This is a genomic window from Kitasatospora sp. NPDC057940, assembly GCF_042887425.1.
Lineage (GTDB): Bacteria > Actinomycetota > Actinomycetes > Streptomycetales > Streptomycetaceae > Kitasatospora.
Genome location: NZ_JBHVPH010000006.1, coordinates 147,836 through 168,828 on the forward strand (window position 1 = coordinate 147,836; position 20,993 = coordinate 168,828).

Genomic DNA, 20,993 nt, shown 5'->3' on the forward strand with positions numbered 1-20,993 from the left:
CCGGCGGGCGGGGGGGGCGCGTCGTGCCCCGGGTGGCGGGGGGGCGGCGCGGGGGCGCGGCCGCGGCCCCCCCCGACCGGGGCGCGGGGAGGCGGACAGGACAGGGCTCAGGGGACCGGGCGGAGGGTGACGGGTCGGGGGGTGAGGGCGCGCAGCACCAGGTCGATCCGGACCTTGGCGGCCCCGGCGCGGTGGAGGGCGGTGGCGACCGCCCGCAGTTCCTCGGGGCCGGTGCAGGCGAGGCGGAGCTCCAGGTCGGCGTCGCCGGCGAGGGAGAGCCCGCCCTGGACGGCCGGGTGCTCGGCCGCCAGCCGGTCGAAGTCGAGCGGGACCGGCCCGTAGCTGACCCGGGCGAGGGCGTGCAGTGCCCGGGCCGGCTCAGGTGGTTCCGGTTCGGGGTCCGGGTCCTCGGGGACCAGCTGGAGGGCGGTCACCGGTGCTGGAGCTGTGCGGTCGGGGTGGGGGCGAGCGGGGCGGCGGGGGCGGTGACGGGCGGGGCGACCAGGCGCGGGTCGAGGACGAGGGTGTCGATGCCGAGCGGGGCGGTGAGCGCGCGCAGGGCGGGTTCACCGAGTTCGGTGAAGGCCTGGCCCGGCCCGAAGAGGGCGGCGAGCGACTCGGGGCTGGAGAAGCCGACGGCGCAGCGGCGGCCGTCGCGCAGGCGGAAGAGGCGGAGGGCGGTGGTGGTGCCGGTACCGGAGACGGTGACCGGAACGTGCCAGACGAGGCGGGCCATGCGAGTGCTCCCGGGTGGGGTGGTGGTGCCTGCCGGAACTGCTGCTTCGACGCTAGGCCGGGTTCCGCCGGGCGTCGCCGGTCCTGACGCGGCGTTGACCGAATGGGTGGGTGCGTTGACGCACCCCTGACGGTCGGTTCACCCGAGTGGACTAAACCACTCCCTATCATTACGTAAACATCCCTATCGGATGGTATGTTTCCTGCGGATGGGGACGTTCGAGAGGATGGTCGCAGGTGGCGCAGTACTACTCGGTGGAACAGGTGGCCGAACTGCTCGGCCTGCACGTGCGCACCGTCCGCGGCTACATCCGCGACGGCCGGCTCGCCGCGGCCAGGATCGGCAAGCAGTACCGGATCGCCCGTGCGGACCTGGAGGCCTTCACCGGCGCCCCGGCCGCCCCGCCCGCGCCCGCTGCCGGCGCCGGCGCGCGGCGGGCCGAGGTGTCCGCCGTCGTCCGGATCGAGAACGTCGACCGGGCCGCCGCCGACCGGCTGTCCACCGCCGTCATGGCCGCGATCGCCGGCCCGCGCGAGGGCGGCCGGCCGCTGCACGTCGAGAGCGTCCACGACGAGGAGCGGGAGACCCTGCGGCTCGTCGTCCTCGGCGATCCGGCCGACACCGCCGCGCTGCTCGGCATCGTCCACACGATGACCTCGTCCATGCACTGACGCCGGCCGCGTCGGATGGCGTCGGTCACACCGAATCCGCATCGGGATCCGCATCGGATCCACGGCGGATCCATAGAGGATCCTCATCGACCAGGGAGAACGGCAATGCCCGAGCAGTACGGCACGACGGTCCTGCGGCTGCCCGCGGAGGGCGCGCCGATCCGCGAGGAGCAGGACGCCATGGACGTGATCGGCGACGCGTTCGGCCGCGGCGCCTCCTGGGTGGTCGTCCCCGTCGCCCGGCTGCACCCGGACTTCTTCACGCTGCGCACCCGGGTCGCCGGCGGCATCGTGCAGAAATTCGTCAACTACCGCGTCGGCCTCGTGGTCCTCGGCGACATCGCCGACCACGTCGCGGCGAGCGACCCGCTGCGCGACTTCGTCCGGGAGAGCAACCGCGGCCGGCAGCTCTGGTTCCTCGCCGACGAGACGGAGCTGGCGGCCCGGTTCACCGAGGTCTGAGCGTTCTCCGCTTGCCCCGCACCCGCCCCGGGACCACGGTGGAGCTGACCGTCGGCGCGCCCCCGGGGTGCCCGGCGCGCGCTCCGGGGCGGGGGCGAGGTGGAGCTAGGGGGCCGTGACGAGATATCTTGACGTCAAGACGTTGGAGACGTGAAGCGGAGTACCGATGACTGACTCGACCATCATCTATACGCACACCGACGAGGCTCCGGCCCTGGCGACCTACTCGTTCCTGCCGGTTGTCCAGGCATACGCCTCGACGGCGGGTGTGCGCGTGGAGACCCGCGACATCTCCCTGGCCGGGCGGATCATCGCGAGCTTCCCGGAGCGTCTCGCCGAGGGCCAGCGGATCGAGGACGCCCTCGCCGAGCTGGGCGACCTCGCCAAGACCCCGGGCGCCAACATCATCAAGCTGCCGAACATCTCGGCGTCCATCCCGCAGCTGAAGGCGGCCGTCGCCGAGCTGCAGGCCCAGGGCTACGCGCTCCCGGACTACCCGGACGACCCGCAGACCGACGAGGACAAGGACGTCCGCGCCCGTTACGACAAGGTCAAGGGCAGTGCCGTCAACCCCGTCCTGCGCGAGGGCAACTCGGACCGCCGCGCCCCGGGCTCGGTGAAGAACTACGCCAAGACCCACCCGCACCGTATGGGCGCCTGGTCGGCCGACTCCGAGACCAACGTCGCCACCATGGGCCAGAACGACTTCCGCTCCACCGAGAAGTCCGCCGTGATCGCCGCCGACGGTGCGCTGCGCATCGAGCTGGTCGCCGAGGACGGCAGCGCCACCGTGCTGCGCGAGCGCGTCCCGGTGCTGGCCGGCGAGGTCGTCGACGCCTCGGTGATGCGCGTCGCCGCCCTGCGCGAGTTCCTGACCGCCCAGGTCGAGCGCGCCAAGGCCGAGGGCGTGCTGTTCTCGGTCCACCTCAAGGCCACCATGATGAAGGTCTCCGACCCGATCATCTTCGGCCACGTCGTCCGCGCCTTCTTCCCGAAGACCTTCGCCAAGTACGGCGAGGTGCTGGTCGCCGCCGGTCTGGACCCGAACAACGGCCTCGGCGGCATCCTCAACGGCCTGGACGGCGTGCCGCACCTGGGCGCGGAGATCAAGGCCTCGTTCGAGGCCGAGCTCGCCGAGGGCCCGGCCCTGGCGATGGTCGACTCGGACAAGGGCATCACCAACCTGCACGTCCCGAGCGACGTCATCGTCGACGCCTCGATGCCGGCCATGATCCGCACCTCCGGCCACATGTGGGGCCCGGACGGCCAGGAGGCCGACACCCTCGCCGTGCTGCCCGACAGCAGCTACTCCGGCGTGTACCAGGCCGTCATCGACGACTGCCGCGCCCACGGCGCCCTGGACCCGGCCACCATCGGCTCCGTGCCGAACGTCGGTCTGATGGCCCAGAAGGCCGAGGAGTACGGCAGCCACGACAAGACCTTCGAGATCGCCGCGGCCGGCACCGTCCGCCTCGTCGACGCCGAGGGCAACGTGGTGCTGGAGCAGGCCGTCCAGCCGGGCGACATCTTCCGCGCCTGCCAGACCAAGGACCTGCCGATCCAGGACTGGGTCAAGCTGGCCGTCACCCGCGCCCGCGCCACCGGCGACCCGGCGGTGTTCTGGCTGGACGAGAACCGCGCCCACGACGCCGTCCTGATCGAGAAGGTCAAGAAGTACCTGCCGGAGCACGACACCACCGGCCTGCAGATCGAGATCAAGTCCCCGGTCGAGGCCACCACGTTCTCGCTGGAGCGCATCCGCCGCGGCGAGAACACCATCTCGGTGACCGGCAACGTGCTGCGCGACTACCTGACCGACCTGTTCCCGATCCTGGAGCTGGGCACCAGCGCCAAGATGCTGTCGGTCGTCCCGCTGATGGCGGGCGGCGGCCTGTTCGAGACCGGCGCCGGCGGCTCCGCCCCGAAGCACGTCCAGCAGCTGGTCAAGGAGAACTACCTGCGCTGGGACAGCCTCGGCGAGTTCTTCGCCCTGGCCGCCAGCTTCGAGCACCTGGCCACCAGCACCGACAACGCCCGCGCCCAGGTGCTGGCCGACACCCTGGACCGCGCCACCGGCACCTTCCTCAACGAGGACAAGTCGCCGAGCCGCCGCCTCGGCGGCATCGACAACCGCGGCAGCCACTTCTACCTGGCCCTGTACTGGGCCCAGGAGCTGGCCCAGCAGACCGCCGACGCCGAGCTGGCCCAGGCGTTCGAGGGCCTGGCCAAGGCGCTCGGCGAGCAGGAGACGACCATCGTCGACGAGCTGAACGCCGTGCAGGGCTCGCCGGTCGACCTCGGCGGCTACTACCAGCCGGACCCGGCCAAGGCCGCGGCGGTGATGCGCCCGTCGAAGACCTTCAACGAGGCGCTCGCCAACCTCGCCTGATTCCAGGGGAGTCGTAGCACCGGGAGGCTCCCGGGTCCGGTACCGGACCCGGGAGCCTCCCCGCGTTCGGGGCCCGGCGCGATCGCCCGGACACGCCCTAGCCGAGAAGGGCCCCGGTGCCCGCGAGGAGCAGGAGGGCGGCGGCGTTGGCGCGCGGGTACGCGAGTGCCGTGCCGACCGCCTCCCGCAGCAGTGCGTACGGGCCGTGGGCGAGCAGTCCGTCCGCGCCGACCACCCGGCCGGGGGCGCCGGCCCGGCGGGCGGCGAGTGCGGTGCGGGCGGTGTGGAAGCCGCTGGTGACGACCGTGCACCGGTAGCCGGGCCGTTCGGCGGCCATCAGCGCCGCGCTGAAACGCAGGTTCTCGACGGTGTTCACGGCCCGTTCCTCGCGCCGGATCCGGTCGGCCGGGACGCCCCGGGCGGTCAGGTAGCGGGCCATCGCGGCGGCCTCGGTGCACTCCTCGTGCGGGCCCTTCCCACCGGTGACCAGGAGCAGCGGCGCGTGCCCGGCGGCCTCCTCGGCGGCGAAACGTTCCAGCGCGGCGTCCAGCCGGGCCGCCAGCGGCGGGGCGGGCTCGCAGCCGTCCAGGGCGGCGCCGAGGACCACCAGGTAGTCCGCCCCGACGGGGGCCGGGCGGCGCCCCTGCCGCAGCGCGCAGCCGAGGAAGCCGAGCAGCCAGAGCAGGACGTACCCGCCGAGCAGGACGGCGACGATCAGCAGAGCGTGCATACCGTCCGAACGTATACGGCGGAACCCCCGTTCCACTGGGCGGTTTCCAGGGGACGGGGGTTCCGTGGTGCAGGCGGCGGCGGGCTCAGCCGGCGTCGGCCGCGGGGGTGACGGGGGTGACAGCGGCGGCGGGGGAGGCCGGGGAGGCGGGGGCCGCCGGGCGCGGGCCGCGCTTGTGCAGCGAGGCCAGATAGGCGTTGTACGCCTCCAGCTCGGCGTCGCCGCTGCGCTCCTCGGCGCGGTCGGAGCGGCGGGCCTGCCGCTGTTCGGAGCGCATCCACTGGTACACCAGCGCGATCAGCACGATCGCGGTCGGGATCTCGCCGAACGCCCAGGTGATGCCGCCGGCCAGCTTCTGGTCCTCCAGGAGGTCGGTGCCCGGTGGCGCGCCCTCCACGGTGAAGGTGGTGACCAGCGGGTGGCTGGCCATCATCACGGCCACGCCGAAGAAGGCGTGGAACGGCATGCCCATGAACAGCTCGATGATCCGCATCACGTGGCCGGGGCGGTGCGGGCCCGGGTCCACGCCCATGATCGGCCAGAAGAAGGCCAGACCGGTGAGGAGGAAGTGCACCATCATGAAGATGTGCCCGGCGCGGTACTGCATCAGGAAGTCGAACAACGGGGTGAAGTAGACCCCGTACAGGCTCGCGATGAACATCGGGATGGTGAAGGCCGGGTGCGAGATCACCCGGACGTACCGGCTGTGCAGCAGCGCCACCAGCAGCTCGCGCGGCCCGCGCGGGCGGCCCTTGCCGGCCGGCCGCAGCGCGCGCAGCGCCAGCGTGATCGGGGCGCCCAGCAGCAGCAGGATCGGCGTCAGCATGGACAGCACCATGTGCTGGATCATGTGCGCGCTGAACAGCACCATGCCGTAGTCGTTCAGCCCGGTGCAGGTGACCAGGACCAGGCTGCCGACACCGGCCGCCCAGCCGAACATCCGGCCGATCGGCCAGCGGTCGCCGCGCCGGTGGAGCCGGACCACGCCCGCCGTGTACAGCGCCAGGGCGACCAGGCCGCCCAGCAGGAACACCCAGTCGGGGGACCAGGTCCAGACGTTGGACAAGGTGAACGGGCCTAGCTGGGTCATCCCGCCGTGGTGGTGCATGCCTGACATTCCGTCGCCCATCGGGGGGCCCTGCTTTCCGTCCTCGTGGCCCCTGGAGGGGGTCCGGTTCGCCCGTTTTGCTTGGGCTACAGCCTAGGTGGGCCTTACCTCGGGCCGTGCCCCGCCCCCTCCGTACGGGTGGCCGCCGGGCGGGTGGCGGCTGGATAGACTGACCGGCCGGTCGGCGGCGACACGCCGGGACGGCGACACGGGACACGCCGGGACGGCGGGACGGCGAGGGGTGCGGCATGGCGGCGGGACGGCGGCAACCGGAGCGCACCACGGTCGCGCTGACCGGGGCGACCGGCTTCATAGGCGCCGCGGTGCTGGCCGCCCTGACCGCCCGCGGCGCGCGGGTGCGCGCGCTGGCCCGCGAAGTGCCGGACGGGCGCGGCCCGGCCGCCTGGGTGCCGGGCGACCTCGCCGACGGGGCGGCGCTGAGCGCGCTCTGCGAGGGTGCCGACGTCCTGCTCCACCTGGCCTCCCGGGTCTCCGGCGGCGCCGAGGAGTGCGCGGCGGTGAACGTGCGCGGCACCGAGGCGGTGACGGCCGCCGCGGCCCGGGCCGGGGTGCGCCGGATCGTCCACCTGTCGACGACGGCGGTGTACGGCGAGGGGCCGCACTCCGGCATAGCGGTCGACGAGGTGCCGGCCGCCCCGGTCTCCGAGGCCAGCCGGACCAGGCTGCTCGGCGAACGCGTCGCGCTGGCGGCCGGCGCCGTCGTGCTGCGGCCCGGCCTGGTGACCGGGACGGGCGACCGCTGGGTGGTGCCCGCGCTGGCCGAACTGGTCCGCCGGGTGCCGGTGCCCTGGGCGGGCGGGAACGCCAGGCTCTCCGTGGTGGACCGCACCGACCTGGCCCGGCTGATCACCGCGCTCGCCCTGGACGACCACGCCGTCCCGCCCGGCGTCCAGCACGCGAGCCACCCCGACCCGGTCCGGGCCGGCGACCTGCTCGCCGCCCTGGCCGGCCTCGGCCTGTTGCCCGCCCTGCCCGGCGCGGACGGCCCGGACGGCGCGAACGGCCCGGGCGCCTCGTGGGACGAGTGCCGGCGGCTGCTCGCCGCCACCCCGGGCCGCGTCTCCGAGCGGCAGTTCTCCCTGATCGCCCGCGACCACTGGTACCGGGGGGACGACGTCTGGCGCCTCGCCGCCTGCCCGCCCGGCCCCGGCCCCCTCGCCCGGCTGCCCGCCGCCGCTCCCTGGTACCGCCAGGCGCTGGGGCTCGGGAGTGTCTGACGATTCCCACCGGAGTTGTCGGACACGCCCAGCCGCACCGGCGTAGGACGAAACGCCGGTGCGGCGGGCCGGTTCAGGCGCTGTGCCGTCGGTCGGGAGCCGGGCCGACGGTCAGGGCCGCGCCGTCGGTCAGCGGGGGCCGGGGTCGCTGGTGCCGGGGCGGCCGTTCTCCAGATGGCCGGCCCAGCGGCGGCGGAAGGTCGGGCCGTCGGTGGCGGCGACCGTGATGTCGTACCAGCGGCTGTCGGGGCGTATGTCGAAGGTGAACTGCGCCGAGGCGCCGCGCCGGAGGCTGCGGCTCTGCTGCGAGCCCTTGGCGTAGGCGTTGGCGACGGTCACCGTCCGGGTGACCGGCCCGTTGTTGGTGATCTTGACGCGCACCTTGGACTTCTGCGGGTCGAACAGCGCGACCAGCTCCGTCCGGGCGGTGCCCTCGAACTCGTACACCGACCCGTTCGGGCCGTGGGCGGCCAGGTGGTAGTCGCCGGAGGCGGAGTGCGGCCAGAAGTCGCCGAGGGTGTCGCCGCCCGAGATGGTGTAGCGGCGGGGTGCGGCCTTCGGCGCGGTCCGGTCGTAGACGTAGAGCCAGGCGCCCGCCTCGCCCCGGTTCTCCAGGTCCAGCTGGAACCGCCCGGGGGTGTCCGTCTCCTCCTCGTTGAGCACCAGGTCGTACGGGAGGGCGCGGGCCGGCCGGACGCCGGGCTCCTGGGTGGGCATCCGCTGGGGCAGCGGCACCTGGTACGGCTTGCCCTGCGAGGCGATCGGCGCGGGCACCGGGATCGAGACCGGCCGCGGGTCGGCGCCGGAGAAGTCGAGCGCCGAGGTGAGGTCGCCGCAGACCGACCGGCGCCAGGCGCTGATGTTGGGCTCCTCGATGCCGAACCGGGCCTCCAGGAACCGCAGGACGGAGGTGTGGTCGAAGGTCTCCGAGCAGACCCAGCCGCCGCGCGACCACGGGGAGATGACCAGCATCGGCACGCGCGGGCCGAGGCCGATCGGCTGGAGGCCGCCCGGGTCGGCGCCGGGGACCAGCGGGCTCATCTCGCCCGGGTGCTTGCCGAGGTCGAGCAGTTCGTCGCGCAGGCTCGCCCTCAGGTCGGCGGAGACGATGCCCTGGCCGCCCGGGCCGCTGACGACCGGCGGCATCGGCGGGACGACGTGGTCGAACAGGCCGTCGTTCTCGTCGTAGTTGATGAGGAAGACCGTCCTGCCCCAGACCTCGGGGTTGGAGGTGAGCGCGTCCAGCACGAGGTTGATGTAGTACGCGCCGTCGGTGGGCGTCGCGGACGGGTGCTCGCTGTACTTGTACGGCGGGACGATCCAGGAGACCTGCGGCAGCCGGCCCTGCTGGACGTCGGCGCGGAACTCCTTCAGCGTGTGGTCGGTGGCGCCCTTGTCCACCAGGGGGCCCGACGCGCCCTCGGCGACCTGGTACCGCTCGAAGAACATCAGCGAGTTGTCGGTGTAGTTGTCCGTGGGGGTGCCCGGCTCGCCGGAGCCGCCCTGGTACAGCTTCCAGCTGACGCCGGCCTTCTCCAGGCGCTCGGGGTAGGTGGTCCAGGTGTAGCCGTTGGTGTTGTTGCGCTCCTCCAGGCCGGGGCCGTTGGGCTTGCGGCCGTACACGTTGCGCGGGTCGCTGGTGCCGGTCCACAGGTAGATGCGGTTGGGCGCGGTGTCGGCGTGGACGGAGCAGAAGTACGAGTCGCAGAGGGTGAAGGCGTCGGCCAGGGCGAAGTGGTACGCCAGGTCCTGGCGCTTGAGGTGGCCCATCGTCATGACGTCCTGCTTCTGGTTCACCCACTGGTCGTGGCGCCCCTCGTTCCAGGCGAGGTGGCCGCTGCTCCAGCCGTGGTCGGTGCCGGCCTGGTACTCGGTGGTGTTCCGGGGGTCGATGTACCAGGGCAGCACCTCCTGCTCGGAGGCGGGCAGGCCGCGGTCGTGGTAGCGGCCGGTCTTCACGGCGGCGGCGGGCTGGTGCCAGTTCGGCCGACCGTCGGGCAGCAGGGTGGGGCGCGGGTCGTCGAACCCGCGCACGCCGCGCAGCGTGCCGAAGTAGTGGTCGAAGGAACGGTTCTCCTGCATCAGGACGACGACGTGTTCGACGTCCTCGATCGAGCGGGTCCGGCCGATCGCGGGCAGTGCCAGGGCCTTGCTGACCGCGGGCGGGAACGCGCCGAGGCCTGCGGCGGCTGCGGACGCGCCGCTCAGCTGGAGGAATCGGCGCCGGTCGATGGAGGCCACGTGGTGTCCTTCCTTCTCGGGGTACGGGGGGTGCCAAGAAGGTTCGAACATAGGGGCCGCAGCCAGGCCGTACGAGGTCCCCCAGCGAACGCCGCATGAGTTTTCAGCCAATTCCTGTCTAGCCAACTTCTCGTGACCCATCGGCGGCGGGTCTCCATCGACCGCCGGTCCGCGCGGTATGACCGTGATCACATCAATTCCGTTGTGCCGTGGTCCGACCCCCACCGCGTCTGAGTTCGGGGGTCTGTGCCCACGAGCGAATCGGAGACCGGACTGTGCGTGCTGACCAAGGTGGCGGGGCGGAGAAGGAGAAGCCCGGAGGGGAGAAGCCCGAAGGGCGGCGGTGGATCGACTACCCGCGCAGAGGCCGGCGCGGAGTCCGCCGCTGGCTCCCGTCCTGGCGGCAGCTGCTCCTGGTGGCGGGGGCCGGGTCGGCGGTGCTGACGGGGTGGCTGACCTGGTTCTACGTCACCACCAAGGTCCCGGAGGACCTGAACGCCTTCGCCACCCAGCAGAACAACGTGTACTTCTGGGCGGACGGCACCGAGATGGCGCGGATCGGTGAGACCAACCGGCAGGAGGTGCCGCTCGACCAGGTGCCGGAGTCGGTGCAGTGGGCCGTCCTGGCCGCCGAGAACGAGACCTTCTACTCGGACCCGGGGATCTCCTTCACGGGCATCGGCCGCGCGGTCTACCAGATGGCCACGGGCGGTGAGACCCAGGGCGGCTCGACCATCACCCAGCAGTACGTCAAGAACAACTACCTGAACCAGCGTCAGGACTTCTCGCGCAAGCTCAGCGAGATCGTCATCGCGATCAAGCTGGACCGGCGGATGAGCAAACAGGACATCCTGGCCGGCTATCTGAACACCAGTTGGTTCGGGCGCGGCAGCTACGGCATCGAACGGGCCGCGGCGGCGTACTACGGAAAGGACGTCTCGCAGCTCAACCCGAGCGAAGGGGCGCTCCTCGCCGCGTTGTTGAAGGGGGCCGGGCAGTTCGATCCGGGGATCAGCGCGAACAACCACCGGCGGGCCGAGGAGCGGTGGTCCTGGATCCTGGACCGGATGGTGAAGGTCGGCAAGCTCTCCGCCGCCGAGCGCGCCGGGTACACGGTGTTCCCCGAACCCAGGGCCCAGCCGAAGGCGGCGGGCCTGAGCGGGCAGGTCGGGTACCTGGTGGACATGGCCAGGACGTACGTGGAGGGCCACAGCGACATCACGCAGGCCCAGTTCGACCTCGGCGGCCACCAGATCTTCACCACCTTCGAGAAGCCGAAGGTCACCGCGCTGGCCGCCGCGGTGCGGGACGCCACCAAGGGGATCGACCCGGACAGCCGCGAGGCCGACCGGTTACTGAAGGTCGGCGCCGCCTCGGTGGCACCGGACGGGAGGATCGTCGCGCTCTACGGCGGAACCGACTACCTGAAGCAGGGCTTCGACAACGCCAACACCTCGACGGTGCCGGTCGGTTCGGCCTTCACCCCGCTGGTCTACGCCTCGGGCCTGAGCGAGGGCGTGCAGCGCCAGCGGGGCGGCAGCCGCACCCCGGTGACGCCCACCACCACCTACGACGGCGACGACGGCGTGAACGTGATGACCCCGGAGGGGCCGTACTGGGGGCGCAACGGGCGGATAGCGAAGACCGCCAACGACGGCAAGCGGAGCTGGGGGAAGGTCACCCTGAGGAGCGCGGTGGAGCAGTCCGTCAACGGGCCGATGATGCAGCTCGCCATGGACGTCGGCCTGGACCGGGTGCAGAAGACCGCCGCCGACCTGGGCCTGCTCCCGGGCAGCATGGGGGAGTTGGTGCCGGCCTTCGGCGTCGGGAACTCCACACCGAGCGCGATCAGGACCGCCGACGCCTACGCCGCCTTCGCCGCGGGAGGCAGCCACACGGAGCCGTACTCCGTCCTGAGGATCACCCGGAACGGCGAGCCGCTCGGGCTGCGCCTGCCGACCGCCGTGCAGGCGCTGGCCCCGCAGGTCGCGGGGGAGGTGGACGCGGCGCTGAAGAGCGCGGTCCGCACCGGGAGCGCCAAGGCGGTGGCGGAGGCCGGGCCGGACCTGGCGGGGAAGCCGGGGACGACCCCGGACCGTACGGCGGGGTGGTTCGTCGGCTACGACGCGCGGATGTCCACGGCCGTCACGGTGTTCCGGGCGGACCTGAAGGACATGAAGCTGCTCTCGCTGGAGGGGCTGGGCGGCGCCGCCCCGGACACCCCGGACTCCGCGTTGCCCACCCAGATCTGGACCTCGTACATGAAGGCGGCCGGTGGCCCGGGAGGACGGTAGGGCCTGGGGCCGGTAGGACCGGTAGGACCGGTAGGACCGGGCGGCCGCGGGGCGTGGTGTCACGGCCCCGCGGCCGCCCGGGCCCGGTCACTTGACCAGGCGGGACCAGTCGGCCGGCTGCCCCGGGTCCAGCGCGCGCAACTGGTCGAGCACCTTGGGGTCCTGGGCGTCCAGCCAGTCGGCGACCTGGCGGAAGGACACGCAGCGGACGCCCTCCCGGGTGCAGACGCTCTTCATCACGTCCTCGATGGCCTGCATGTAGATGCCGCCGTTCCAGTTCTCGAAGTGGTTCCCGATGAAGAGCGGCGCCCGGCTGCCGTTGTAGACCCGTTCGAAGCCGTTGAGGTAGCCGTTCCGGGTCTCCTTCTCCCACGCGTCGTACTTCTTCGGATCGCCCTTGGTGGTGTCCACGGACTGGTTGGCGAGGAAGTTGTAGTCCATCGAGAGGACCTGGGTCGATTTGCCCGGGTAGGGCAGCAGTTGGAGCGGGAAGTTCCAGATGCCGTCCTTCTTGCCGGGCCAGACCTGGAACTCGCCCGGTGAGCTGGCGTCGTACCGGAAGCCGGCCGCCTTCTCGGCCGGGAGCAGGTTCTTCTGGCCCTGTAGGCAGGGGGCGCGGCCGCCGACCGCCTCCTTGGTGTAGTCGAAGGGCAGCGGCGGGAGGTTCTTGAAGCCGGTGTTGGTCTTCCAGTTGGTGACGAAGGAGATCGCCTGGTCGAGCTCGCTCTTCCACTCCTCGGTGCTCCAGTCGTCACCGCCGCCCTTGGAGTCGCAGAAGTGCCCGTTGAAGTGGGTGCCGATCTCGTTCCCGTCCTGCCAGGCCAGGCGCAGTTGCTCCAGGGTGTCCTTGATGTGGGCGTCGGTGGCGAAGTCGATGGCGGAGGCGCCGGCGTCGTGCTGCGGCGGGTGGTAGAGCGTGCGTTTGGACTTGGGCAGGGTGTAGATGCCGCTGAGGAAGAACGTCATCTGGGCGTTGTTCTCCGTGCCCAGCTTGCGGAAGCGCGAGAACTGCTCGTCGTCGCCCTCCAGCGCGCCGTCCCACGAGAACACCACGAACTGCGGAGGCTTCTCGCCGGGCTTCAGCTTCTCGGGCCGGGGTTGTTTGGGCTGCGGGCCGGTGTCGGAGGTGGAGCCGTCGCCGAGCACCTTGACCTGGCCGTCCCAGGTCGGCGTGGCGCTGGGGGTCGGGGTGGCGGCGGGGCTGCTGGGGCTGTCGGAGGGTGTGCCGCTCGGGTCGGGTGTGCTGTCCGGGGCGGCGTCGGCGGTGGCCGGTCTGCCCTTCGAGTCGGGGCCTCCCGTGCCCAGGCCGAGGGCCACGACGACCCCCGTTGCCAGCAGGACAGCCACGCCACGGGCAGGACGCACCGTTCCTCCGCTTCTCCGACCCACCGTCAGGTATTGGTCGGATAGTCATACGTATGGTGCGAACATCAGAACACCTTGATCGACAATGTGTCGAGGCTTGCACGGAAGGGGAGTTGGGAGACATGTGTGCGGCAGGAGGCCGGCCACACCCCGGGTGGGTGTGGCCGGCCTCCTGGTCGGGTGGGCTCAGCGGCCCGCGTAGACGTCCTCGACGTAGCGGCGCTCGTCGATCAGGCCCTGGAGCCATGCCTGGGCCTGGCCCTCGTCGGCACCGGGGGTCCGGCTCAGGTAGAGCTCGCGGAAGGCGGCGCGGACACCCGGGGCCATCCGGGCGCCGTCGCCGCACACGTAGACCTCGGCGCCGGCGGTGAGCAGGTTCCAGACCTCCGCGCCCTCGGCGGCGATGCGGTCCTGGACGAAGCGCCTGCCGTCGACGGGCTGTTCGCTGAAGACCGGGCGCATCGAGACGGCGCCGGCCTGCTCGGCGGCGAGCAGTTCGTCGCGGTGCAGGTAGTCGGCGTCGGGCGCGTCGCAGCCGAAGTAGAGCAGGGCCGGGGCGAGTTCCCCGTCCGTGGCCCGGTCGGTGGCGGTGGCCCGGTCGGGGGTGGCGGCGGCGAGCAGGGCGCGGCGGTCGGCGACCGCGCCGCGGAACGGCGCCAGGCCGGTGCCGGCCGCGATCATGATCACCGGGGCGCGGTGGTCGATCCGGAACGTCTCGCGGCACGGCTGGAGGCGCGCCAGCACGGTGTCCCCGACGGCCACCCGGTCGAGGTAGCCGGAGCCGACACCCCGGAAGGAGCCCCGGCCGGAGCGGGCCGGGGCGTCGAGCACGGAGACCATCAGGTCCACGTGGCGCGGGGCGCTGGTCGGCGACGTGGAGATGGAGTACATCCGGGGCCGGATCGGCGGCAGCAGTTCCAGCAGCACCGGCCAGGTCAGGACCTCCCGCAGGGCTGGGTGGTCCTCGACCAGCTCCAGCAGCGTCCGCGGGTCGTCCTCGGGCAGCGCCCGCAGCGCGGCCCGCTCGGGCGGGCAGGGGTTGAGGTCGGCCAGTGTCGCGCGCTGGGCCGCGTTCGGTCGGTCCTGCAACTCGACGTGGTGGGTGAGCAGTTCGCGAACCGTCAGCGGCCGGTCCACGGCCAGGATGGTGCGCCGGTTCGCCATGATGGCGAGCAGGGTGTCCGGGTCGGCGCCGAACACCTTGGCGGCGCGCTCGACCAGGGCCGGGTCGTTGGCCGGCAGCACCGAGACGTGGTCCGCGGTGCGGTAGTCGACGCCCTCCGGCAGGGCCAGCCGGACCAGGCGCTTGACCCGGGGGTAGGCGGGGTCGGTGAGGCTGCCGACCGCCGTGACGGTCAGTCCGATCACGCGGCGCTTCGCGGCCAGGGCGTCCAGCGAACCGCCGGCCAGCTCGGTCACGGTGTACGTCTCCAGGGGGGCGGCCTCGGCGGGAGCGGGAGCGGGAGCGGGCGCGGTGCCGGCGGCGGGGGCGACGACGGGTGCAGCGGCGTCGCCGTACCGCTCCAGCAGGGTCCGGCTCAGCGCCGTGGTGAACTCCGCCACCTTCCCGGCCAGATCGCCGGAGGCGTCGGCCGCGCCCCGGGCGAGCAGCCGGGTGCCGCCCAGGGCGGCGAGGCCCTCGTCGATCAGCGTCGGCACGCGCTGGTACGTGGCGGCGTACGTCCGGTCGCCGATGCCGAGCACCGCGTACCGGACGTCCTTCGCGAACCCGGCCGCGCCCTCGGCGCCTTCGCCGCCCTCGGCCTGCCCGGCCTGCCCGGCCTGCGCGGTCGCGGCCTGGAGCCGGCGGACGAACTCCGCCGCGTCGTCCGTCGGCTGGCCGTTGTACGAGGCGGCGGTGATCACCACCGGCCGGTCGGTGGGCAGCCCGTCCGCGTAGGCGTCCAGCGGGGCGACGGCGGTGTCGCAGCCGAGCGCGGCCGCCACGTCGGCCAGCTGCCGGGTGAACTCCCGGCAGGCGCCGTAGTTGGAGCCGTGCAGGAGCAGCAGGCCGGTGCCCTGGCGGACCCGCCCGGGCAGGTCGGCGGCGCGGACCGGCGCGTCCACCACCGCCGGGGGCGTGGGCGTGCGCGGGGCGAGGGCGAGGGTGAAGTCGTCGGGCTTGATGGTGAGCGTCTGCTTGATGGTCAGCCGGTAGTCGGCGTGGTCGATCAGCCGGTAGCGGTGGACCAGCATGCCGAGCAGCATGGTCGCCTCGTGCAGCGCGAACTGCCGCCCGATGCAAGCGCGTTCACCGGTGCCGAAAGGCTTGAAGGCGTGCGGTGAGCGGGCCGCCTCCGGCTCGGGGTCGAAGCGGGAGGGGTCGAACAGCTCGGGGTTGTCGCCCCAGACGGGGTCGCGGTGCAGCATCATCGTGGCCACCAGGACCGGCTCCCCGGCGCGGACCGGGATGCGGCCGCCGAGCAGGGTGTCCGCGCGGGCCTCGCGGCTGAACGCGGGGGCCGTCGGCCACAGCCGCAGCGCCTCGTTGAGCACCTGCCGGGTGTACCGGAGCCGGCCGACGTCCTCGTACGAGGGCTCCGGGTCGGCCTGGTCGCCCCAGAGCGCGTCCACCTCGCGCTGGACCTCGCGGAGCACGGCGGGGTGCTTGACGAGGTAGTACAGGGCGAAGGAGAGCGCGCCCGAGGTGGTCTCGTGGCCGGCGATCAGGAAGGTGATCACCTGGTTGCGGATGTTCTCGGCGTCCAGTCTGCTGCCGTCGGCGGGGTGCACGGCGTCGAGCATCAGGCCCAGCAGGTCCTCGGCCGGGCCCTGTTCGGGGCTGCCGGCGCGGGCGGCGATCACCTCGTCCACCACCGAGGCCAGGTACCGGGCGTCGCCCTGGGCGGCCTCGTCGCGCTCGCTGTGGTCGAGTTCCGGGTCGCGCAGGAGCTTGTTCATCGCCCAGTCCAGGGAGCGGACCATCGCCTCGACGAAGGGGTGCGGCTCCTCCCGGTCGAAGGAGCCGAAGTCGAAGCCGAACCCGGCCAGCCCGATGGTGTCCAGGGTCATCCGGGTCATGTCGCCGGGCACGTCCACCACCAGTCCGGCGGCCGACCGGCCGTCCCAGGACTCGATCAGGCGGCGGGCCACCCGCAGCATCACCGGGTGGTAGGTGCGCATCGAGCCGAGCGCGAAGGCGGGCATCAGGATGTCGTGCGCCCTGGCCCAGTTCGGCTCCGCGTTGTACGCCGTGAACAGGCCGTCCCCGGTGAACGCGCGGACGTTCTCCAGGGCCGGTCCGATCGACTTGGTGAACCGCTCCTCGTCGGCCAGCTCCTCGACCAGGTCCAGGCCGGTGACGATCAGGGTGTCCCGTCCGTGCAGGCGCTGGACGAAGACCGGGGCGTGCTGCCGGGCCAGTTCCATGGTGCGCAGCACGGGGGCGGCGAGCGGCGGCGCCGACGAGATGTCGACCAGCGGCACTCCGACGGTGCTCTGCCGGGGCACCAGGGTCTCGGGCGGGAGCCCGGCCCCGGCCGGATTCGCGGCCCCGGCTGCCGCCGGGGTCATCGTCTCGGTCATGGGTTGTCGCCTTCCGTGGCAGGAGAAACCTCGTCGTCCTCCACTCTCGCCCGAGCGGGGCGGGAACCCGGGCCCGAGGACTACATGTTTGTGCAGTAGCGGCGGTCGCGAAAGACTTGTCAACGGGCCGTCAGATCTGCAGCACGCGGTAGCCGTACATGGGAGGGGCCGGGCATGAGACTGACCGACTGCGAGTCGACCGCGGAGAGCTGGCAGGACCTCGCCGTCATCTGGCGCAACCGGACGCTGCGGTTGCTCGACCACGTGCCGGTGGCGCTGGCGGTGTGCGAGTTCAGCGGCCGGATCATGATCGTCAACCGGGCGATGGCCGCCGAATTCGGCCTGCTGCCCGGGCAGTTGCGCAACCGGAAGATCCTGGAGTTCTTCACCCTCCGGGACAGCGCCACGATACCGGCGCTCGCCGAGGCCGTCCGCCTGCACCGGCGCTCGCAGTACCCGGCGCCGGTCTCCTGGTCGGCCGCCGACGGGACCGAGCGGAGCGGCGAGATGACCGTGGCCCTGGTCGGCGACACCCCGGAGGAGGCCCCGAACCTGCTGCTCTCGCTGCCCGTCCGTACCGAGCCGGCCCCCCCGCCTCCTGCCCCCCGCCCCGAGGTGAGCCCGATCGAGGCCCGGATCCTCGCCGCCGCCGCCCGCGGCGCCACCACCGCCCAGATCGGCCGGGAGATCGGCCTCACCCCGGACGGCGTCAACTACCACCTCGCCCGGCTCACCCGCCGCTGGCAGCTGCCCAACCGCACCGCGCTGGTCGCCCGCGCGTACGCCACCGGCGTCCTGGCCGCCGGCGCCTGGCCTCCGGAGCCGGCCCCCCGCCCGTGACGGGGGCGGGCGGGGGCGGCTCGCGGGCCGGGCCGGGCTGTGAGGAGCCGGGATGGGTGGGGCCGGGATGGGTGGGCCGGGGCTGTCCGGGGCTGGGCTGTTCGGTGATTTAGTTATATGCTCACAATGATTTCAACAATACAAATACTTGTGGAGCCCCCACCATGCCGGACGCCGCCCCACGACGGCCCTGGCTCGTGCTCGCCATCTGCTGCATGAGCCTGCTGATCGTCAGCCTCGACAACACGATCCTGAACGTCGCCCTGCCCGCCATCCAGCGCGACCTGCACACCTCGGTGTCCGGGCTGCAGTGGACGGTCGATGCCTACACGCTGGTGCTGGCCAGCCTGTTGATGCTCTCCGGCTCCACCGCCGACCGGGTGGGCCGCCGCCGGGTCTTCCAGATCGGGCTGGTGGTCTTCACCGCGGCCTCCCTGCTGTGCAGCCTGGCCCCCGGGCTCGGCTGGCTCGTCGTCGCACGGATGCTCCAGGCGGTCGGCGGATCGATGCTGAACCCCGTCGCCATGTCGATCATCAGCAACACCTTCACCGACTCCCGGCAGCGCGCCCGCGCCATCGGCGTGTGGAGCGGCGTCGTGGGCATCAGCATGGCCGCCGGGCCGATCGTCGGCGGCGCCCTGGTCGAGTCGGCCGGCTGGCGGGCCGTCTTCTGGATCAACGTGCCGATCGGCCTGGCCGCGCTGTTCCTGACCCGCAGGTACGTGCCGGAATCGCGGGCCCCGCGGCCCCGCCGGGTGGATCCGGTCGGCCAGGTGCTCGTCATCGTCCTGCTCACCACGCTCACGTACGCGATCATCGAGTCGCCGGAGCGCGGCTGGACCTCGCCGCTCGTCGTCGGCTGCGCGGCGGCGGCGCTGGGCGCGCTGCTGGGCCTGCTCTGGTACGAGCCCAGGCGCACCGACCCGCTGATCGAGCTGCGGTTCTTCCGCTCCGCGCCGTTCGCGGGCGCCACCGTGATCGCGGTCGCCGCCTTCGCCTCCCTGGGCGGGTTCCTGTTCGTCAGCTCCCTCTACCTGCAGAACGTGCGCGGACTCACCCCGCTGCACGCCGGACTGTTCATGCTGCCGATGGCGGTGATGGCGCTGCTGACCGCACCGGTGTCCGGCCGCATGGTGGCCTCCCGGGGGCCGCGCGTCCCCCTGCTCCTCGCCGGGACGGCCCTGTGCGCGAGCGCCGTGCTCCAGGCGCTCACCTACTCCGAGCACCTTCCGACGGCCGTGCTGGTCGTCGCGTACCTGCTCTTCGGCACCGGCTTCGGCCTGGTCAACGCGCCCATCACCAACACCGCCGTGTCGGGCATGCCCCGTTCGCAGGCCGGCGTCGCGGCCGCGGTGGCCTCCACCAGCCGGCAGATCGGCCAGTCCCTCGGCGTGGCCGTCGTCGGCGCCCTGATGGCGGGCGGCGCGTACGCGCACACGGCGGCCTTCACCGACGCCGGGCGGACGGCGTGGTGGATCATCGCCGGCTGCGGCGCCGCCGTGCTGGTCACGGGTACGCTCACTTCCGGCCGCTGGGCCCGGGAGACGGCCCTGCGCACGGCGGAGCGGCTCGCCGCCGAGGAGACGCCGGGGGCGCCGGGGACGCCGGAGGTGCCGGGGACGCCGGAGGTGCCGGGGGCGAGTGGGACGAAGGAGACGAAGGAGACGGTGAACACCTGATGGACCGCCCGCACACCGGCGAGCACCGCGACGGGGACGAGGCGGACGAGGCCGCCACCAGGACGGCGACCAGGGTCTGGCAGGGGCTGAACGCGCTCGTCCTGGAGCGCTACGACCGCCGCAAGACCGTCGCCGAAGCGCTCGGCATGAGCTTCAGCCGGGTCAGGGCGCTGCGCCGCCTCGGCGCCGACCCGATCACCCTGCGGGACCTGGCCGAGCGGCTGGGCAGCGACCCGCCCTACACCACCGTCATCGTCGACGACCTGGTGCGGCGCGGCCTCGCCGAACGCGTCACCAATCCCGCCGATCGCCGGTCCAAGCTGGTCCATCTGACCGAGGAGGGCCAGGCGAAGGCCGCCCTTGCCGCCAGGATCCTCACCACCCCGCCCGACGACCTGCTCGCCCTGCCCCCGGAGGACATCCAGGCGCTCGACCGCGTCCTGGCGAAGCTCCTGGACTGAACCTCCCGGGGCGGGGCGCCGCCGCGGCGGCCTCGGGCGGGTGGCGGCTACGGCCGCGGGTCGACCGTGTGCTGGTAGGCCGAGTAGGTCAGGTAGCCCCGGTCCCCGCCCTGGTAGTAGGTGGCTTCGTCGGCCGGGGCGATCGGGGCGCCGGTGCGCAGCCGTTCGACGAGGTCGGGATTGGCGAGGAAGGCACGGCCGAAGCTGATCAGCTCGGCGCCGAGGCCGAGCCAGTGGTCCGCCGCCTCGCGGTCGGTCTGCTTGGGGCCCAGCGGAAGCACCGGATTCATGATGAGCGTGCCCGGCCAGGCGCGGCGCAGGGCGAGCAGGGTCGGCTCGTCCGTCGTCGCCTCCAGGTGGACGTAGGCGAGTCCGAGGCCGGCGAGTTCGCCGAGCAGGGCGGTGTAGAGCTCCAGGACGTCCTCCTCCGCCACGCCCCAGAAGGTGCCGCCGGGGGAGAGGCGGATCCCGGTCCTGGCGGCGCCGACGGCCTCGACGGTGGCGGTGGCGGCTTCGACGGCGAAGCGGATCCGGTTGCGCACCGGGCCGCCGTAGAGGTCGGTGCGCAGGTTGGCGTTGGAGGAGAGGAACTGCGAGATCAGGTAGCCGTTGGCGCCGTGCAGTTCCACCCCGTCGAAGCCCGCGTCGACGGCGCGGCGGGCGGCCTCGGCGTAGGAGCGGGCGTGTTCGGGGACCTCGCCGGTCTCCAGGGCCCGGGGGACCGGAGCGGGCTGCGGACCGCTCGGGGTGAACACGTCGCCGGTGGCGGGGACGGCCGAGGGGCCGACCGGCTGGAGCCCCGTGGTGTCCGGGTGCGAGACCCGGCCGCCGTGCATCAGCTGGGCGAAGATCCGGCCGCCGTTGGCGTGCACGGCGGCGGTCACCTGGCGCCACGAGGCCGTCTGCTCGTCGGTGTACAGGCCGGGCGTGCCCGGGTTCGACTGGCCGATCAGGCTCGGCTGGACGCCTTCGGCCACGATCAGTCCGGCGGTGGCCCGCTGGGCGTAGTAGGTGGCCATCGAGGCGGTGGCCAGACCGTCGGCGGTGGCGCGCACCCGGCTCATCGGCGCCATCACCACCCGGTTGGGCAGCGTGAGTTCGCCGAGCCGGTAGCCGGTGAGCAGGGTGCTCGACGGGGCGGACGTGGCGGACGTCGTCATGGGGAGGTCCTTCGGTCGAAGTCACGGACCCGGTGCCCGGGCCCGTCCTCCGTTACGCTAAAACCTGACATTGATGTCAGAGGCAAGTCCTGTG

The 20,993-nt window shown here is 72.8% G+C and carries 16 protein-coding genes; 8 read left to right on the top strand and 8 right to left on the bottom strand.

Annotated elements, in window-relative coordinates; all coding sequences use genetic code 11:
- Positions 1-107: 107 nt before the first annotated feature.
- Both ACFVTF_RS12795 and ACFVTF_RS12800 read right to left on the bottom strand, forming a co-directional pair.
- Positions 108-434 carry a hypothetical protein gene (locus tag ACFVTF_RS12795; protein WP_371521493.1) on the bottom strand — a complete coding sequence of 109 codons (327 nt, stop codon included), beginning with the start codon at positions 432-434 and terminating at the stop codon, positions 108-110.
- On the bottom strand, positions 431-736 hold the full coding sequence (locus ACFVTF_RS12800) for an SAV_915 family protein (RefSeq protein ID WP_371521495.1): 306 nt from the start codon (positions 734-736) through the stop codon (positions 431-433). Before ACFVTF_RS12800 ends, ACFVTF_RS12795 begins: the two co-directional genes overlap by 4 nt.
- 236 nt (positions 737-972) lie before the next feature.
- Here ACFVTF_RS12800 and ACFVTF_RS12805 point away from each other — a divergent pair, with 236 nt between their 5' ends.
- The 3 genes from ACFVTF_RS12805 (at position 973) to ACFVTF_RS12815 (ending at position 4,258) form a co-directional block, all read left to right on the top strand.
- Positions 973-1,407, top strand: coding sequence for a helix-turn-helix domain-containing protein (locus ACFVTF_RS12805; protein ID WP_371521497.1), 435 nt, complete (start codon positions 973-975; stop codon positions 1,405-1,407).
- Between the two features lie 105 nt (positions 1,408-1,512).
- Positions 1,513-1,869 (top strand): DUF4180 domain-containing protein, encoded by a 357-nt coding sequence (locus ACFVTF_RS12810; RefSeq protein ID WP_387812838.1) that lies wholly within the window; start codon positions 1,513-1,515, stop codon positions 1,867-1,869.
- 166 nt (positions 1,870-2,035) lie between these two features.
- Positions 2,036-4,258, top strand: coding sequence for an NADP-dependent isocitrate dehydrogenase (locus tag ACFVTF_RS12815; RefSeq protein WP_387812841.1), 2,223 nt, complete (start codon positions 2,036-2,038; stop codon positions 4,256-4,258).
- A gap of 97 nt (positions 4,259-4,355) precedes the next feature.
- Here ACFVTF_RS12815 and ACFVTF_RS12820 read toward each other — a convergent pair whose 3' ends face one another.
- On the bottom strand, positions 4,356-4,988 hold the full coding sequence (locus ACFVTF_RS12820) for a YdcF family protein (protein WP_371521501.1): 633 nt from the start codon (positions 4,986-4,988) through the stop codon (positions 4,356-4,358).
- Positions 4,989-5,073: 85 nt separating this feature from the next.
- A complete protein-coding gene (locus tag ACFVTF_RS12825; protein WP_387812844.1) occupies positions 5,074-6,096 on the bottom strand; it encodes a cytochrome c oxidase assembly protein in 1,023 nt (340 codons plus the stop codon).
- Positions 6,097-6,344: 248 nt separating this feature from the next.
- On the opposite strand from ACFVTF_RS12825, the gene ACFVTF_RS12830 reads away from it, so the two are divergent.
- The gene (locus ACFVTF_RS12830) at positions 6,345-7,334 is read left to right on the top strand and encodes an NAD-dependent epimerase/dehydratase family protein (protein ID WP_387812848.1); all 990 of its coding nucleotides are present in this window, start codon (positions 6,345-6,347) and stop codon (positions 7,332-7,334) included.
- Positions 7,335-7,463: 129 nt separating this feature from the next.
- Here ACFVTF_RS12830 and ACFVTF_RS12835 read toward each other — a convergent pair whose 3' ends face one another.
- Positions 7,464-9,575 (bottom strand): phosphocholine-specific phospholipase C, encoded by a 2,112-nt coding sequence (locus ACFVTF_RS12835; protein WP_371521507.1) that lies wholly within the window; start codon positions 9,573-9,575, stop codon positions 7,464-7,466.
- 275 nt (positions 9,576-9,850) lie between these two features.
- Here ACFVTF_RS12835 and ACFVTF_RS12840 point away from each other — a divergent pair, with 275 nt between their 5' ends.
- On the top strand, positions 9,851-11,869 hold the full coding sequence (locus ACFVTF_RS12840) for a transglycosylase domain-containing protein (protein WP_387812852.1): 2,019 nt from the start codon (positions 9,851-9,853) through the stop codon (positions 11,867-11,869).
- Positions 11,870-11,956: 87 nt separating this feature from the next.
- Here ACFVTF_RS12840 and ACFVTF_RS12845 read toward each other — a convergent pair whose 3' ends face one another.
- Both ACFVTF_RS12845 and ACFVTF_RS12850 read right to left on the bottom strand, forming a co-directional pair.
- Positions 11,957-13,234 (bottom strand): hypothetical protein, encoded by a 1,278-nt coding sequence (locus tag ACFVTF_RS12845; RefSeq protein WP_387812854.1) that lies wholly within the window; start codon positions 13,232-13,234, stop codon positions 11,957-11,959.
- Between the two features lie 186 nt (positions 13,235-13,420).
- Positions 13,421-16,759, bottom strand: coding sequence for a cytochrome P450 (locus tag ACFVTF_RS12850; RefSeq protein ID WP_387812856.1), 3,339 nt, complete (start codon positions 16,757-16,759; stop codon positions 13,421-13,423).
- A 174-nt stretch (positions 16,760-16,933) separates the two neighbouring features.
- On the opposite strand from ACFVTF_RS12850, the gene ACFVTF_RS12855 reads away from it, so the two are divergent.
- The 3 genes from ACFVTF_RS12855 (at position 16,934) to ACFVTF_RS12865 (ending at position 19,739) form a co-directional block, all read left to right on the top strand.
- Entirely contained in the window at positions 16,934-17,599 is a 666-nt protein-coding gene (locus tag ACFVTF_RS12855; protein ID WP_387812858.1) for a LuxR C-terminal-related transcriptional regulator, read from the top strand.
- A 164-nt stretch (positions 17,600-17,763) separates the two neighbouring features.
- Positions 17,764-19,278 carry an MFS transporter gene (locus ACFVTF_RS12860; protein ID WP_387812861.1) on the top strand — a complete coding sequence of 505 codons (1,515 nt, stop codon included), beginning with the start codon at positions 17,764-17,766 and terminating at the stop codon, positions 19,276-19,278.
- The gene (locus ACFVTF_RS12865) at positions 19,278-19,739 is read left to right on the top strand and encodes a MarR family winged helix-turn-helix transcriptional regulator (protein ID WP_387812863.1); all 462 of its coding nucleotides are present in this window, start codon (positions 19,278-19,280) and stop codon (positions 19,737-19,739) included. The genes ACFVTF_RS12860 and ACFVTF_RS12865 overlap by 1 nt, the downstream gene beginning before the upstream one ends.
- A 47-nt stretch (positions 19,740-19,786) precedes the next feature.
- Here the strand turns inward: ACFVTF_RS12865 and ACFVTF_RS12870 are convergent, their stop codons facing one another.
- Positions 19,787-20,899, bottom strand: a complete 1,113-nt coding sequence (locus tag ACFVTF_RS12870; RefSeq protein WP_387812866.1) for an alkene reductase — start codon at positions 20,897-20,899, stop codon at positions 19,787-19,789.
- Positions 20,900-20,993: the final 94 nt, after the last annotated feature.

Bases quoted from the DNA above. Each gene is read 5' to 3' on its own strand.
- ACFVTF_RS12800 (WP_371521495.1), bottom strand. From the start codon at position 736: ATGGCCCGCCTCGTCTGGCACGTTCCGGTCACCGTCTCCGGTACCGGC.
- ACFVTF_RS12810 (WP_387812838.1), top strand. From the start codon at position 1,513: ATGCCCGAGCAGTACGGCACGACGGTCCTGCGGCTGCCCGCGGAGGGC.
- ACFVTF_RS12815 (WP_387812841.1), top strand. From the start codon at position 2,036: ATGACTGACTCGACCATCATCTATACGCACACCGACGAGGCTCCGGCC.
- ACFVTF_RS12820 (WP_371521501.1), bottom strand. From the start codon at position 4,988: ATGCACGCTCTGCTGATCGTCGCCGTCCTGCTCGGCGGGTACGTCCTG.
- ACFVTF_RS12825 (WP_387812844.1), bottom strand. From the start codon at position 6,096: ATGCACCACCACGGCGGGATGACCCAGCTAGGCCCGTTCACCTTGTCC.
- ACFVTF_RS12830 (WP_387812848.1), top strand. From the start codon at position 6,345: ATGGCGGCGGGACGGCGGCAACCGGAGCGCACCACGGTCGCGCTGACC.
- ACFVTF_RS12850 (WP_387812856.1), bottom strand. From the start codon at position 16,759: ATGACCGAGACGATGACCCCGGCGGCAGCCGGGGCCGCGAATCCGGCC.
- ACFVTF_RS12855 (WP_387812858.1), top strand. From the start codon at position 16,934: ATGAGACTGACCGACTGCGAGTCGACCGCGGAGAGCTGGCAGGACCTC.
- ACFVTF_RS12860 (WP_387812861.1), top strand. From the start codon at position 17,764: ATGCCGGACGCCGCCCCACGACGGCCCTGGCTCGTGCTCGCCATCTGC.
- ACFVTF_RS12865 (WP_387812863.1), top strand. From the start codon at position 19,278: ATGGACCGCCCGCACACCGGCGAGCACCGCGACGGGGACGAGGCGGAC.
- ACFVTF_RS12870 (WP_387812866.1), bottom strand. From the start codon at position 20,899: ATGACGACGTCCGCCACGTCCGCCCCGTCGAGCACCCTGCTCACCGGC.